This is a genomic window from Colwellia sp. C1TZA3 (genome assembly GCF_007954265.1).
Lineage (GTDB): Bacteria > Pseudomonadota > Gammaproteobacteria > Enterobacterales > Alteromonadaceae > Cognaticolwellia.
This window is the reverse complement of record NZ_VOLS01000032.1, coordinates 1-14670: the sequence shown is the minus strand read 5'-3', so window position 1 is coordinate 14670 and position 14670 is coordinate 1. Positions and strand designations below refer to the sequence as shown.

The window sequence follows — 14670 nt, the reverse complement described above, 5'->3', positions numbered from 1 at the left end:
CGCGAAGCTATAGTGAACACTGGAGGTCATATGACCAAGTCAGAACTCATTGAAAGATTAGCAGATAAATTAAATCATTTAGCTGCGAAAGATGTAGAACAAGCTATTAAAGAAATTCTTGAAATGATGGCGCACACTTTGTCAAAAGGTGAGCGTATTGAAATTAGAGGTTTTGGCAGCTTTTCGTTGCATTATCGTGCTCCTCGTGTGGGACGGAACCCAAAAACTGGCGAGTCTGTCGAGCTTGACGGAAAATATGTTCCACATTTTAAACCTGGTAAAGAATTACGTGAAAGAGTAAACCTTTCAATCGCGTAATTGCAGAATTGATGACTAAACGGCATGCTATTAGCATGCCTTTTTTTTGTGTTGTTTTGGACGAACTATTATGCGCCTTTATATTACTGTTATTCTTTTTCTTATCTTACTTGCCATCGCGTTTGTTTTTGGTAGTCAAAACGATCAAGTACTGAGCTTAAATTATTTGATTGCAAAAACTAATCTTTCAGTTGCTGCAGCCGTGAGTTTATTTACCTCAATTGGTTTTGTGTTAGGATTATTGTTTGCTTTGTTTTGGAAGCTGCTTGGCATGATAAAAACCACTAAAAATAATCAACTGAATACGGAGAAGAAGTCTTAGTATGCTAGGATTATTATTCTTATTGTTACCGGTTGCCATGGGCTATGGCTGGTTTATGGGGCGCAATAGCGTTAAACAAAACGATCATTCTGCGACACAAGAACTTTCTATTAAATACTCCACCGGATTAAACTACTTATTTTCAAATCAACAAGATAAAGCGATTGATTATCTACTTGAAGCGTTAAAGGTTGAAGATGATACGGTAGAAGCTCATTTTGCTATGGCGAATTTATTTAGACGCCGTGGTGAGCTTGATAGAGCATTGAAAGTGCATGAGCATTTAGTACGTCAAAAACACTTACCCAATAGTGCCAAACAGCAAGCAGTATTTGAGCTGGCAAAAGACTTCCTCAGCGCCGGTTTATATGATCGTGCTGAAGCGATGTTTCATAAACTACTAAAATCAAAAATTTATGGTTTAAAATCATTAAGCGCTTTAATGCAGATTTACCAATCAACTAAAGATTGGCAACAAGGTATTGCGCTTAAAAAAGCTATTGCCAAAACTCGTGATACAAAACTCTTACATACTTTAGCTAATTTTTATTGTGAACTGGCTTCACGAGCATTAGAAAAAGATGAATTTATTGCGGTCATTGAGCTATTAGACAATGCATTAAGTCATGATCCTAATTCATCGCGAGCAAATTGGCTGATGGCACAAATATATGAAAATCATCAGCAATACAATGAAGCTTGCCAATGTTACAAGGCTATTTATGAGCAAGATAAAGAATTTTTCCCTGATGTAATAGAACAAATGTTTATTTGTTATCAAGCACTTGATGCTGAAGAAGAGTTTTTTCAATTTATTAAAAAAGTTTACGAGGAAACGGGTGCTACGTCTGCTCTTATCAAATATTTAACCCATGTTGAGCAAGTTAAAGGTGTTAACCAGGCGAAAAAATTTATTTTATCGGCATTAAAGCGCCGACCTACTATTCGTGGCTTTAAGCATTTTGTGAAGATGCAAATGAATGATGGTGAGTCTGAAAATACTTCAGAAAACCTTGAAGTGATCCGCGAGCTTGTTTCAGCCTATTTAAATGTTAAGCACCGTTATAGTTGTAGAAGCTGTGGTTTTAATTCTAGTACCCATTATTGGTCATGTCCTTCATGCCATGATTGGGAGCAACTTAAACCCGTACGGGGTTTAGATGGCGAGTAATACCAAGTTGATTAATTACCTGCTCATTTTTAATGGTTAAAATAAAAAACTACAGCGTTATAAAATTTATAAGTAGAATAACTACTTACTAAATTTTATGCCTTGTATTTCTTCATTTTTCCTCATGAAAAAGTAGATCACTTAATTAATCAAATTGGTATAATACTACATTTTAGCGCCTAAATTTACAGTCTTAGTAGCTCAAAATTTTGAGCTACTAAGATAAATAATTGAAACATAATATTTACCGAGTAAGGAAAACAGCATGAGAGATGCGAAAGTTGTTGTGGCGTTAGATTTTGATAACAAAGATGAGGCATTATCTTTTGTAGATAAAATTCAGCCGAGTGATTGTCGATTAAAAGTAGGTAAAGAAATGTTTACTCACTTTGGCCCTGATTTTGTTAAAGAACTTGTTCTGCGTGATTTTGATGTTTTTCTGGATTTAAAATTTCATGATATCCCTAATACGGTCGCTAAAGCGGTTGCAGCCGCTGCTGATTTAGGAGTTTGGATGGTTAATGTTCACGCTTCTGGCGGTCTTAAAATGATGGAAAACGCCAAAGCAGCTTTATTGCCCTATGGCGATAAAGCACCCTTGTTGATCGCGGTTACTGTGTTAACCAGCATGGGGCCAGAAGATTTAGCTGGAATAGGTATTACTAAATCACCAGCTGAACACGTACTGCATCTAGCATCGTTGACTAAAAAAGCCGGCTTAGACGGTGTTGTGTGCTCAGCAATGGAAGCCGAATCACTAAAGCAATTGTTGGGTAAAGAATTTAAGTTAGTAACGCCAGGTATACGTCCAGTAGGGACTAATGCTGATGATCAAAAACGTATTATGACGCCTAAAAAAGCGATTGATATTGGCGTTGACTATTTAGTGATTGGTCGACCGATCACCAAAGCGGAAAATCCTCAGGCTGTATTACAAGAAATTAATCAATCAATTAGTTCTTAGATTCAACGATTAAATTAAATTTTATCCTATCTATTTGACAAATAACAATAAGACTTCTAAACCTAATAAAGTGAATTATTATTTATGATAGTTCACCTATATGGAAATTCATTTTATTAGAAGGAAGGTCTTATGAAAAAGCATATCTGTTATTCTCTTGTTATTTTATTTACGGTGATGTCAATGCCACTTAAAGCGGCAGGCTTAAACGAAACGCCAGTAGCGATCTCACCTCAAGAAATACAAGTTATTGATATTAATAAAGCTGATACTGAAACTTTAGCTTTATTAAAAGGTATTGGAAAAAAACGAGCAAAAGCAATCATCGCTTATCGAGAGTTAAATGGTGTATTTAATTCTCTTGATGATTTACGGAATGTTAAAGGTATAGGCCAGCGCACATTACAACTTAATAAAGGGAGGATTAAGTTGTAATTCTTGGTGACTTTACACCAGCAGTGAACTCATTATGCTAGATATTATAGTATTAATGGTTTTAACATGAGAAAGTCGGTGTGATAACTGGCTTTCTCATATTTAGCCTATTATTTACAACAGACTATCTAGGGTCAATTCCATCATACCTTTGAAGGTTGTTTCACGTTCATCAGCAGTGGTTTGCTCACCAGTTTTAATATGATCGCTCACCGTTAATACCGTTAGTGCTTTTTTGCCATACTCAGCAGCAACCCCATACAAACCTGCGGCTTCCATTTCAACCGCTAAAATGCCGTACTTTTCCATTAAGGCAAACATTTCTGGTTGTGGTGTGTAAAACAAGTCAGAGGTAAAAATATTACCAACACGAATCTTTTTACCCGTTTTTTCAGCCGTTTTCACTACGTTATGCAGCAAGTCAAAATCAGCTGTAACGGCGAAGTCACAACCATTTAAACGTGAACGATTAACATTTGAATCTGTGCTTGCGGCCATACCTACAATGATGTCGCGTAGTTTTATATCATCACGCACTGCGCCACAAGAGCCAATGCGAATAATACTTTCAACGCCATAGTCTCTATATAATTCTGTCGCGTAGATAGAAATTGATGGTATGCCCATCCCAGAGCCCATCACTGAAACCGGCTTGCCTTTATAACTACCTGTGTAACCAAACATGTTACGTACACGGGTGACACATTTTGCGTCATCAAGAAAATTTTCTGCTATATATTTTGCGCGTAGTGGATCGCCTGGCATAAGTACCGTTTTGGCGAAATCACCTGCGTTTGCTTCTATGTGTGCTGTTGCCATGAGAGTTAACCCTTGTTAGTGGTGTGCAATCACAGTAAGTTTTTAGCCATTGCTGATATCTGTTATTAATTCAGCCGCTATCAAGGGTGTTTTACTGATATGTTTTTAAATATTTAAAATAGGATTCTAACTGAAAAAGCGCTCGATGATCCAGTGATAACTTACCTTGTGTTAGCGGTTATTAAGCACTTTTTGCTTTAACGCTGATTTTTCACTGTCTGATAAAAAACTGGCCTTAAGTGAATTTTCTTGCAGTTGCTTGATATCGTTATCATCAAAACCTAGTAGGTCACGAGCAATTTTATATTCATTTTTTAACTCAATACCTTGTACCGCAGGGTCGTCAGTATTTAAACAAACCAATAATCCACGGGCTAGAAAGTCTTTGATCGGGTGTTGGCTTAACTCTTTAATGGTACCGGTTTGATAGTTTGACGTTAAACAAGACTCAATGGCAATATCATGTTTTATCATATAATCCATAAGTTTCTCATCATAACGACACGCAACACCATGACCAATGCGTTTAGCATGTAATTGATTTATTGCTTGCCAAATACTTTCAGGTCCTGCCGCTTCACCCGCATGGATAGTGGCATGTAATTGTGCTTTTTGTACTTGATTAAAATGCTCAACAAACATTTCACCGGGAAAATTGTATTCATCTCCAGCTAAATCAACCGCAATTAAATGTTGCTTATGGGTAAGTAGGGCGTCTAACTCCACTTGGCACTTTTCTACACCAAAGGTTCTACTTAAAATACCAATAAGGTTAATTTTTACATCGTAGATTTTACATGCTGCGTTAACACCATCAATAACGGCGGCGACAACATCAGCAACCACAAGGTTATTTTTCATGGCCATGTAATAGGGTGAAAAGCGTAATTCTGCATAATGGATACCAGCGTTAAAGGCATCTTCAACGTTTTCAAATGCTATACGTTTACAATCGTCTAAAGTTTTAAGGACCGCAACGCCCCAATCAAGTTTACTGAGAAAAGCTAATAAATCGCTTTCACTGCCTTGTACTTGCACATGTGGAATAAAGGCTTCAAAGTTAGTTTCAGGCAAAATGATGTGATGCTTTTGTGCTAATGCCCAAATAGTTTTAGGGCGAATATTACCGTCTAAATGTCGGTGTAAATCAATTAATGGTAGCTGAGAATGCGTCATAGTTATTGGCAACCTAGATGAATATGTTTGATGAAAAGTACGATCAGAGTTTTCTACAATAAGCGTATTTATCTTGCTCTGATGTAAGATAATCTTATTATACCGTCTTTTTCGTATTTTATGTTGCTATTAGCGTGATAACACTGATAAATTAACTAAGAGACTAATCATCTAGGTGTCTAGACGTAAATATTAAGTAGCAATTATTCGCAGTATAAAGAGAAAAAAATATGTTTGAGCAAACCGACGACGTTCGTATTAAAAACATCAAAGAACTTTTACCTCCTATCGCATTACTTGAGCGATTTCCTTCATCAGAACAAGCAACAAAGTCGGTTTTTGCTGGCAGAAAAGCCATAAGTGACATTTTTAATAATCAAGATGATCGTTTGCTTGTGGTTATCGGGCCATGTTCGATACACGACCCCAAAGCGGCCTTGGAATATGGTGAGCGGTTAGTTAAATTACGTGAAAAATATCAAGACACGTTAGAAATTGTTATGCGAGTTTACTTTGAAAAGCCAAGAACTACTGTTGGCTGGAAAGGTCTTATTAACGACCCTTATATGGACAATAGCTTCCAACTTAACGATGGTTTGCGTATTGGCCGTAAGTTACTGCTTGATTTAAATAACTTAGGTCTACCTACCGCTGGTGAGTTTTTAGATATGATTACCCCGCAATATATGGCTGATTTCATGTGTTGGGGTGCTATTGGTGCTCGCACTACAGAAAGTCAAGTGCATCGAGAATTGGCGTCAGGTTTGTCATGCCCCGTCGGTTTTAAAAATGGTACTGATGGTACGATTAAAGTCGCTATTGATGCTATTGGCGCTGCTAGTGCTTCACATCACTTCCTTTCGGTAACAAAATATGGCCATTCTGCTATTGTTGAAACCACAGGTAACGAAGACTGTCATATAATTTTACGTGGTGGTAGAAGCACAAACTTTGATGCTGATAGTGTTAAAGCGGTTACTGAGCAGCTTGATAAATCTGGTTTAAATACCAATATTATGATCGACTTTAGTCATGCTAACAGCAGCAAAAAGTTTGAGAACCAAATGTTAGTTTGCCGTGATGTTTGTCAACAAATGAGTGACGGTAATAAGCAGATTTTTGGTGTGATGGTAGAAAGCCATTTAATTGAAGGTCGTCAAGACTTAGCACTTGGTGAAACGGGCACATATGGCCAAAGTATCACCGATGCCTGTATTGGCTGGCAAGATACTGAAACTTTACTGGCTGAACTTGCTCAAGCCGTCATCCAGCGCCGCGCACTGTAGTCATTTTAATTAGCACTAGATAACACAAAATAAAGAAAAATAGACTATTGATTACGCCAGTCAGTTAATTTCTGACTGGCGTTTTTTGTGATAGCCAATCAGTGATAGTGAATTAACTCAGTTAATTAAAGCATAAGAATTTAATACACTGATGACATATTGCTTTGTCACCAGTGTATTTGTCGTTAAACTATAAGTTATACCAATTTGATTAATTAAGTGATCTTGTTGTGCGCAGTAAAAATAACTCAAGGTAAGGCGCTCGATTGAGCAATAGCTGGCTATTGGGATTGAGAGCAACACAGCCTTGAGCTATTTTAACGAGTACAAGTGAGCAATAACTTAATGGGATTGGTATTATACCAGTTCCATTAAATTTGTGATCTTGTTGTGCGCAGGAAAAATAACTCAAGGTAAGGCGCTTGATTGAGCAATAGCTGGCTATTGGGATTGAGAGCAACACAGCCTTGAGCTATTTTAACTAGTACAAGTGAGTAATAACTTAATGGGATTGGTATTATCAATATCTAAAAATTCATAAGCATAAAGAGGTTAAACCATGGCTGATAACAATACGGCAGCAGAAACCATATTTTCAAAAATTATTCGCCAAGAAATTCCAGCACCGTTACTTTTTCAAGATGAACTAGTTTCGGCGTTTCGTGATATTAGCCCGCAAGCTAAAAGTCATATTTTAATTGTGCCTAATAAGCTCATTCCAACGGTTAATGATATTGAGGCAGAAGACGAGCTGACTATTGGTCGTATGTTTACTGTTGCGAAGAAACTGGCAAAAGCAGAGGGCATAGCGGAAGACGGCTATCGTTTGATTATGAATTGTAATCAACACGGTGGCCAAGAGGTTTATCATATTCATCTGCACTTGGTGGGTGGAGAACCGTTAGGCAGAATGTTAAACCCTAAGTAAATTAGGCGCTTAAATAAATATCTTATTAGTTACAGGTCATTACTTACTACCTATCGCTGAAGTTAATATAAGACAGTATAAGACAGTATAAAAATTTGTGCCTATTTAGGTTTTTACGCTGTACTTTTAAATAAATATTGTTAGTATGCATATCGAACCAAGGGGTGCCTAAAAATTGTTAACAATTTTAGTGGCTGAGATGTGAAGCGAACCCTTAGAACCTGAACCGGATAGTACCGGCGTAGGAATGGTTAAGCTAATCGCATTACCGTTCTGTAACTTTATATTTTAGGCCTTACTCGCTGGTAACTATAATGCTACAGATTAATATCGAGCAGCTATCTCACTCCCCATGCCGGATCCCATAACGTATTCCTAATCGAATTTATGAGATCATAATGAAATTTACAAAATCACCTATTACTCTAGCTATTTTAACTAGCATTGTTGCCTCCACAACTTTTGCCGCTGACAGCCCAATTAACACGACAGAGCAAGCAATAGAAGTTATTACCATTGATGGTGATTTCCGCTCTATGTCATTACAAAAAACGGCTAGTTCTTTATCTGTGATCGCTAGTGATGAAATTAGCGCGCGTAATGCACAGAACCTAGAAGAAATAATCGCTCGAACACCCAATGTTAATTTCTCTAGTGGCACTCAGCGCGCTAGGTATTATCAAATTCGTGGTATTGGCGAGCGTAGCCAGTTTAAAGAACCGATTAATCCATCCGTTGGTTTAGTTATTGACGGTATAGATTTTTCTGGTATCGGCAGCATAGCGTCAACTTTTGATGTTGAACAAGTTGAAGTTTATCGTGGTCCCCAAGGCACTCGTTTTGGTGCTAATGCCATGGCGGGCATGATTAATATTACCTCAAGTGCACCGACCGATGTTTTTGAAGGTAAAGTACGACTATCTGCCGGCAATTATGACAGCTATAGCGCGGGTTTGGTTTTATCTGGTCCAGCGACTGAAAAGGTAAATTACCGCTTAGCGGTTGAACAGTACCGTAGTGATGGTTTTATCGATAATGATTTTTTAAATCGTGATAACACTAACAACCGTGATGAATTAACCATGCGTGGTAAATTAGCTATTGAGCTGAGCAAAGACTTAACCATTGATATAACGACATTTATTGCTGATTTTAATAATGGCTACGATGCCTTTTCACTGGATAATACCCACCATACCTTATCAGACCAACCGGGTTTTGATCGCCAAGACACTAAAGCATTAGCCACTAAATTTACTTATCAAGGTTTTAGTGATTTTACGCTTGAGACTATTATTAGCTATGCTGACTCAGCTTTAGACTATGGCTATGATGAAGATTGGGCCTATGTGGGTATTCGTCCGGCTTGGGAATATAGCTCAGAAGATCATTATTTTCGTGATAAAACATCAGCAACACTTGAGCTAAGAGCGCTTTCAGAGCAAGGAGGCGAAATTTTTAATGGCAGTACCGCTTGGGTAACAGGAATATACTTCAAGCAAGAAAAAGCAGACTTATTACGTCAATATACTTATTTGTCTAGTGACTTTACCTCGTCTTTTGATAGCGATAATATTGCTGCATTTGTGCAATTTGATAGCCAACTTACTGAGCAGTTAAGCCTAACAACGGGCTTAAGGTTAGAGCGTAGAAACTCAGATTATACCGATTCAGAGCAACTTAGCTTTGGTCCAAGTGATACCATGGTGGGTGGTAAAGTGGTGTTATCGTATCAAATGGATAAAAATAATTTATTCTATGGCTCAGTAAATCGCGGCTACAAGGCAGGGGGTGCAAACACCGAAGGCAGTCTGCCAACTAACTTACGTGAGTTTACTCCTGAGTATTTGTGGAATTACGAATTAGGCTATAAAGTGAGTTTATTGGATAATCAAGCCTATGTTCGTAGCGCAGTATTTTATATGGACAGGGATGACATGCAGGTACGCACGTCATTTTTAAAAGAACGTGAAGATGGCAGTACCGACTTTGTGTCATATTTAGGTAATGCGGCAACCGGCACCAATTTAGGTCTTGAACTAGAAGCAGGGTGGCAGATCAGTCCAGTATTTGAAATCTATGGCGCTATTGGACTATTAGATACAAAATATAATGGTTTTATTGATGCTAACGGCAATGATAAATCAGGTGACGAACAAGCGCATGCACCTAGTTACCAATTTAATCTTGGTTTGAACTATCAATTATCTGATCACTTACAGGTGAATATTTCTGTTGATGGTAAAGATGAGTTTTTATTCTCTGATAGTCATCAAGAAAAATCTGCAGCAATTGAAGTGGTTAATATGTCAATTAGTTATACAAAAGATGACTGGCAAGTGAAATTATGGGCGCGTAATTTGTTTGATGAAAGTTATGCTACGCGTGGGTTTTACTTTGGCAATGATCCAAGAGACGAATATACCGCAAAAGCCTATTACCAGTTAGCTGAGCCGGCTGTTTTTGGCGCAACATTTAACTATGATTTCTAGGGGGTATAGTTAAATACTAGTCTCTTAGGTTTAGCCTCTTAGGTTTAGCAAATAGTTTAAGTATCAATGAATGGTGTAGCCTGTTCGACTCAGGGTTTAATACGCTACACCGCTGTTCTAGCCAAATAAGAAGAAAGTTATTTATGAAAATATCAATTGAAATCAGTTTATATCCGTTAGCAGAAGAAAAGTTTAAAACAGAAATTTGGGCGTTTATTAAACGTTTACGCTTAGTGTCAGAGCTTAAAGTAGTTACCAACGGTATGAGTACTCAAGTATTCGGCGATTACGATTTAGCTACTAAACATGTCATGGCAGAAATTAAACATGTGCATCAAACGCTCAATGCCGCGGTTTTTATTTGCAAGTTTATAGGCGGCGATCGCTCTGTTGTAGAAGCCGAAACATAATGGCGAGTGCTATTAGTGCAACCAGTGAAATTATTACTTATTTTACTACCTTGCCCTTATTCGAGTTAATCGCGGTTGCAGCATCATTGCTGTATGTGGTTTTAGCAGCAAAAGGTAATATTTGGTGCTGGCCTGCTGCTATATTAAGTACTGTGTTATATACGATTATTTTTTATGATGTTTATCTTTGGATGGACAGTTTATTACAGTTATATTATTTATTAATGGCTGTTTATGGTTGGTTTTGTTGGCATAAAAATAACATCACAAACACAAAAGAAAATAGCCATTCGAAGACGCTTTTATACAGCCAATGGACCTTACAGCGCCATTGTGGCATTATTTTGGCTTTAACCCTTGTGTCTTTAGCTTTAGGTTGGTTAATGGCGACTTATACCCCAGCACATTTTCCGTATCTTGATAGTGCGACGACAGTTTTTGCGGTGTTTGCGACCTATTTAATTACCCAAAAGGTATTAGAGAATTGGTTATACTTTATTGTTATTGATATTGTCTCGATATATCTCTATCTTGAAAAGGGTTTGATCCCAACAGCAGCACTATTTGGTGGCTTCGTGATCTTAGCGGTTTATGGTTACTGGCAATGGCGCAAACAATATAAACTGCAATTTAGCCAAGAGCACAATAACCTGTGCATCAATAATTCTGTTGTAGGATAACCTTCCATATAAAAAGTTGTATAAAAAGTTGTATAAAAAGTCGCATAGAAAAACCAATAGAGTCTCGGATAAAACTTAGAGTAATAGCGATTTGTGGGAAGCATTTTGAAATTTGAGCAAGCAATAATAGACCGGGGACAAGAGTCGCTAGCACTGAAGTTAAGTTATCTACCTTGTTTTAATGAACTCAAGAGAGATAGTATTAGTGTCATTGATGCGGGGCTAAGCCAACCCTGTTTTCAAGTTAATTATGAAAATAAAGCCTATTTCGCCAAGTATTTAATCGCTGATAGTATCGAGCCTTTTGCCAGTGAACTTGCGGCCAGATATGGAATTTCTCCTAAGCTGATATATGTTGAACAAAACTGGTTAATTACCGAGTTTATAGCCGGTCAGGGGCTTGATAACGGTTATCAAAGTGAAGCAGAAAAATTAGCTATTACAATAGCGCTATTGGCGCGCTGTCATAGCATTTCCTTACCGAGTACTATTAGTAACAGCGAAAATAGTCACAGCAATCATCAAAACGTAGTACAGACAATATCACCAACCGATGAGCAACGATCAAAACAATTTTATTTATCTGAGCTTGATATATCCGCCACTATTCAGCAATTATTACAAAATATAGCACTTAGTTTTGCTCAGCAACAAGCGCTAAAATCCTTAAGCAATGTGTTGCAGCAAAACTTGGCTAAGGCCAATAAAATAGTGCAGCACACCAAACAAGTCTTTTGTCATGGTGACGCTAATTTTAGCAATGTTATGGCGTTGAAAAATGATACTAAAAACACAGAAAACTTATATAAAATAATTGATTTTGAATGTGCATGTATCGCGCCGGTAGCTTACGATCTTGCGATGCTAATGGCGGTTAATGGTATTGATAGCAGTAAAGTTGAAACGATTACTTCGCTCTATCAGCAGGCTTTAATTAGCCTAAATCAGCAAAAAAATTCAACAGGTATTGTCGACAATTTAACAGTGAATACACAGGGAAATACTGCTACGTCGACAATATTGGTTACGTGTTACCTTGATTTTTCACTTTTAATCAATAGTTTATGGTATTTGTGGCAATATCAGGGACGTAAGCTAATAAAATACAAAGTATTGTCAACAAAGCAATTAATCTTACTGGCAAAGAGGCATTCACAGGCAAATAGGGTCTTAGATGAAATGAGATAAGGCGTACAAATCTTAAGATTAGTGGTAGTGCTAGAGTTGTGTGCTTAGCGCATAATTGCACTAACCCCACTGATTGGTACCTTGTGTGAATTGGAAAGAGTTTGTAGAAAATAGAAATCGCTTATTTTGGTTGGTTCATACAGCTGGTTGGTGTGGTTTTGCCTTAGTACATTACCTAGGTTCATTGTTGCACGATTTACGCGATATTTTTCTGATTATTATCTTATTGAATACTTATGCCGGTTGGTTACTTACCGCTCCATTAAGGTATATTTACCGCCGTGTTTGGAATTTTGCACCATTAAAAATTGCCATTGTGGTGATTTTGACGTCTTATTGCACAGGTGTACTGTGGCAAGTGGTAAAAAATATCAATTATTGGGAAATATACAAACATGGCTATCAACCCGATTTTTGGCTTTATTACACAAAAAATAGCTTGTTATCTTTCTTCATTATTTTAAGTTGGAGCGCTTTATATTTTGGTACTAAATATTATCAAATGCTGCAAAAAGAAAAACAGAATGTATTGCGTGCCAATACAGTTGCCCATCAAGCACAGTTAAAAATGCTACGTTATCAGCTTAACCCTCACTTTTTGTTTAATACCCTAAACGCGATATCAACGCTAATTTTGGTGCAAGAAAACAAAGCAGCCAATGGCATGGTTACTAAGTTAAGTGAATTTTTACGTTACTCGCTAGAGAAAGATCCTATGAAGCGAGTCACACTCGATAGTGAGTTGCAGGCTCTCAGGCTTTATTTAGACATTGAAAAAGTACGTTTTGAAGAACGCTTACAAGTCACCTTTCATGTTGCTAGCGACTGTAACTTAGCCTTAGTGCCGAGCATGATATTACAACCCTTAGCTGAAAACTCAATAAAACATGCGGTAGCAGTACAAGAGCAAGGCGGTGCAATTAACGTGGCCGTACATCGTTTTGGTAACGACTTACTGATTGAGTTGGCTGATGATGGTCCAGGCGCAGAAATTAAAAATGGTCACTTATTTCGTGAAAATGGTGTTGGTTTGGTTAATACCCGAGAACGATTACAAGCCTTATATCAGAATGATTTTTCGTTAGTTGTTGCCAACAATATACCCACTGGTGTTAAAATCAGTATACGAATTCCTTATGAAGTTGGCGGCCGAATATGAGCAAGCAGCTCAGTACCATAATTGTTGATGATGAACCCCTTGCTAGAAAAGGCTTAGCGGTTCGTCTGCAAGAGCACAAAGATATCGACATTATTGCCCAATGTACTAATGGTAGAGAAGCATTAGAAGCGGTTCGAACCTATCAACCTGACTTAATATTTCTTGATATTCAAATGCCAGGTTTAAATGGTTTTGAAGTCGTTGAAGCCATTATCGCACAGGGTTTGCATTTGCCTATGGTGGTATTTGTTACCGCTTTTGATCAATACGCTATGCAAGCTTTTGAGGTACATGCACAAGATTACCTGCTTAAACCTGCTGACGAACAACGCCTTGCTCAAACCTTAGATAAAATACGTCAAAGTATCAGTAGTGAGGTCAATGCCCTTCACAAATCTAAGTTGGTGCGTTTAGTCAGCGATGTTACGGGTAACGATTGTGATAAAATATTACAAGAGCTAGAAAATAACGAACCGGTCAGTGTTTCTCGCTATTCAGATGTACTAGCGATAAAAGATGCTGGAGAAGTTAGCCGGGTGCCGGTAAAAGATATTTTATGGATCGACGCTGCCGGCGATTATATGTGTGTTCATACCAACGATAATACCCATATTTTGCGTAAAACCATGAAACAACTTGAAGAAGTGTTAGACCCTCGACGATTTCTACGCAGCCACCGTTCTACCATAGTGAACAAAAGTTATATTGATAAGTTTTGCAGCCAGCTCAATGGTGAATACTATTTAGTCATGACAAACGGCAAAGAGTTAAAAGTTAGCCGTAGTTATAAAGAAAAGGTTAAAAAAGCGGTAGTTGCATAGCTCGCTGAATGACATTGCGCTTATTGCAAAAAGCAAACAAGCGATGTTTGATATTTTATGTATTGTTATGTCCAAGATAAACGTTACAACGCGTTTGCAGGCGACAGAGCATTGGTGTCATTCTAAGTGAACGTTTTAGTGCAAAATAGTGGCTTGAAGTCTACCGCGAGTAAAAGTAACTTTAAGGGAATGCTGCAACCTTTCGAAATTGAAAAGCTACATTGACATAAAAATCAAACAAACTAAGTCATACGATATATTTGTAGAATATTAGTGTAGAACCCTAGCATTTAGTAAACATGTTGCCAGTATGTGCTCTGCCTTTACTAGAGAACTAGCCCAATTTATTAATAAACCAAGGCTAATGTTTTGAGTTATACCAGTTCCATTAAGTTTGTGATCTTGTTGTGCGCAGGAAAAATAATTCAAGGTAAGGCGCTCGATTGAGCAATAGCTGGCTATTGGGATTGAGAGCAACACAGCCTTGAGCTATTTTAACTA

The 14670-nt window shown here is 37.6% G+C and carries 15 protein-coding genes and 1 riboswitch; of the genes, 13 read left to right on the top strand and 2 right to left on the bottom strand.

Annotated elements, in window-relative coordinates:
* Window positions 1-30 precede the first annotated feature (30 nt).
* The 5 genes from ihfB (at window position 31) to ESZ39_RS10680 (ending at window position 3210) form a co-directional block, all read left to right on the top strand.
* The gene (gene ihfB / locus ESZ39_RS10700; RefSeq protein WP_077286743.1) at window positions 31-318 is read left to right on the top strand and encodes an integration host factor subunit beta; all 288 of its coding nucleotides are present in this window, start codon (window positions 31-33) and stop codon (window positions 316-318) included.
* Window positions 319-388: 70 nt separating this feature from the next.
* A complete protein-coding gene (locus ESZ39_RS10695; RefSeq protein WP_146879901.1) occupies window positions 389-640 on the top strand; it encodes a lipopolysaccharide assembly protein LapA domain-containing protein in 252 nt (83 codons plus the stop codon).
* 1 nt (window position 641) lies between these two features.
* A complete protein-coding gene (lapB, locus tag ESZ39_RS10690; RefSeq protein ID WP_146879900.1) occupies window positions 642-1811 on the top strand; it encodes a lipopolysaccharide assembly protein LapB in 1170 nt (389 codons plus the stop codon).
* Between the two features lie 265 nt (window positions 1812-2076).
* Window positions 2077-2775, top strand: a complete 699-nt coding sequence (gene pyrF, locus ESZ39_RS10685; RefSeq protein ID WP_146879899.1) for an orotidine-5'-phosphate decarboxylase — start codon at window positions 2077-2079, stop codon at window positions 2773-2775.
* 132 nt (window positions 2776-2907) lie between these two features.
* Window positions 2908-3210 (top strand): ComEA family DNA-binding protein, encoded by a 303-nt coding sequence (locus ESZ39_RS10680; protein ID WP_146879898.1) that lies wholly within the window; start codon window positions 2908-2910, stop codon window positions 3208-3210.
* 114 nt (window positions 3211-3324) lie between these two features.
* Here the strand turns inward: ESZ39_RS10680 and deoD are convergent, their stop codons facing one another.
* Together deoD and add are read right to left on the bottom strand one after the other, a co-directional pair.
* Window positions 3325-4029 carry a purine-nucleoside phosphorylase gene (gene deoD / locus ESZ39_RS10675; RefSeq protein WP_146879897.1) on the bottom strand — a complete coding sequence of 235 codons (705 nt, stop codon included), beginning with the start codon at window positions 4027-4029 and terminating at the stop codon, window positions 3325-3327.
* A 171-nt stretch (window positions 4030-4200) separates the two neighbouring features.
* Window positions 4201-5205: an adenosine deaminase gene (gene add, locus ESZ39_RS10670; RefSeq protein WP_146879896.1), complete on the bottom strand. Its 1005-nt coding sequence runs from the start codon at window positions 5203-5205 to the stop codon at window positions 4201-4203.
* A 230-nt stretch (window positions 5206-5435) separates the two neighbouring features.
* Between add and aroG the strand changes: the two genes are divergently transcribed.
* The 8 genes from aroG (at window position 5436) to ESZ39_RS10625 (ending at window position 14169) form a co-directional block, all read left to right on the top strand.
* Window positions 5436-6491 (top strand): 3-deoxy-7-phosphoheptulonate synthase AroG, encoded by a 1056-nt coding sequence (gene aroG / locus ESZ39_RS10665; RefSeq protein WP_146879895.1) that lies wholly within the window; start codon window positions 5436-5438, stop codon window positions 6489-6491.
* Window positions 6492-7050: 559 nt separating this feature from the next.
* Window positions 7051-7419 (top strand): HIT domain-containing protein, encoded by a 369-nt coding sequence (locus ESZ39_RS10655; protein ID WP_146879893.1) that lies wholly within the window; start codon window positions 7051-7053, stop codon window positions 7417-7419.
* Window positions 7420-7569: 150 nt separating this feature from the next.
* Window positions 7570-7684: riboswitch (TPP riboswitch) on the top strand.
* A gap of 133 nt (window positions 7685-7817) precedes the next feature.
* On the top strand, window positions 7818-9911 hold the full coding sequence (locus tag ESZ39_RS10650) for a TonB-dependent receptor (RefSeq protein ID WP_146879892.1): 2094 nt from the start codon (window positions 7818-7820) through the stop codon (window positions 9909-9911).
* A 143-nt stretch (window positions 9912-10054) separates the two neighbouring features.
* Window positions 10055-10321, top strand: coding sequence for a hypothetical protein (locus ESZ39_RS10645; RefSeq protein ID WP_146879891.1), 267 nt, complete (start codon window positions 10055-10057; stop codon window positions 10319-10321).
* Window positions 10321-11001, top strand: coding sequence for a nicotinamide riboside transporter PnuC (gene pnuC, locus ESZ39_RS10640; protein ID WP_146879890.1), 681 nt, complete (start codon window positions 10321-10323; stop codon window positions 10999-11001). Before ESZ39_RS10645 ends, pnuC begins: the two co-directional genes overlap by 1 nt.
* Window positions 11002-11106: 105 nt before the next feature.
* The gene (locus tag ESZ39_RS10635; RefSeq protein WP_191321759.1) at window positions 11107-12189 is read left to right on the top strand and encodes a phosphotransferase; all 1083 of its coding nucleotides are present in this window, start codon (window positions 11107-11109) and stop codon (window positions 12187-12189) included.
* 85 nt (window positions 12190-12274) lie between these two features.
* A complete protein-coding gene (locus ESZ39_RS10630) occupies window positions 12275-13348 on the top strand; it encodes a sensor histidine kinase (RefSeq protein WP_146879888.1) in 1074 nt (357 codons plus the stop codon).
* Window positions 13345-14169 carry a LytR/AlgR family response regulator transcription factor gene (locus ESZ39_RS10625; protein WP_146879887.1) on the top strand — a complete coding sequence of 275 codons (825 nt, stop codon included), beginning with the start codon at window positions 13345-13347 and terminating at the stop codon, window positions 14167-14169. Before ESZ39_RS10630 ends, ESZ39_RS10625 begins: the two co-directional genes overlap by 4 nt.
* Window positions 14170-14670: the final 501 nt, after the last annotated feature.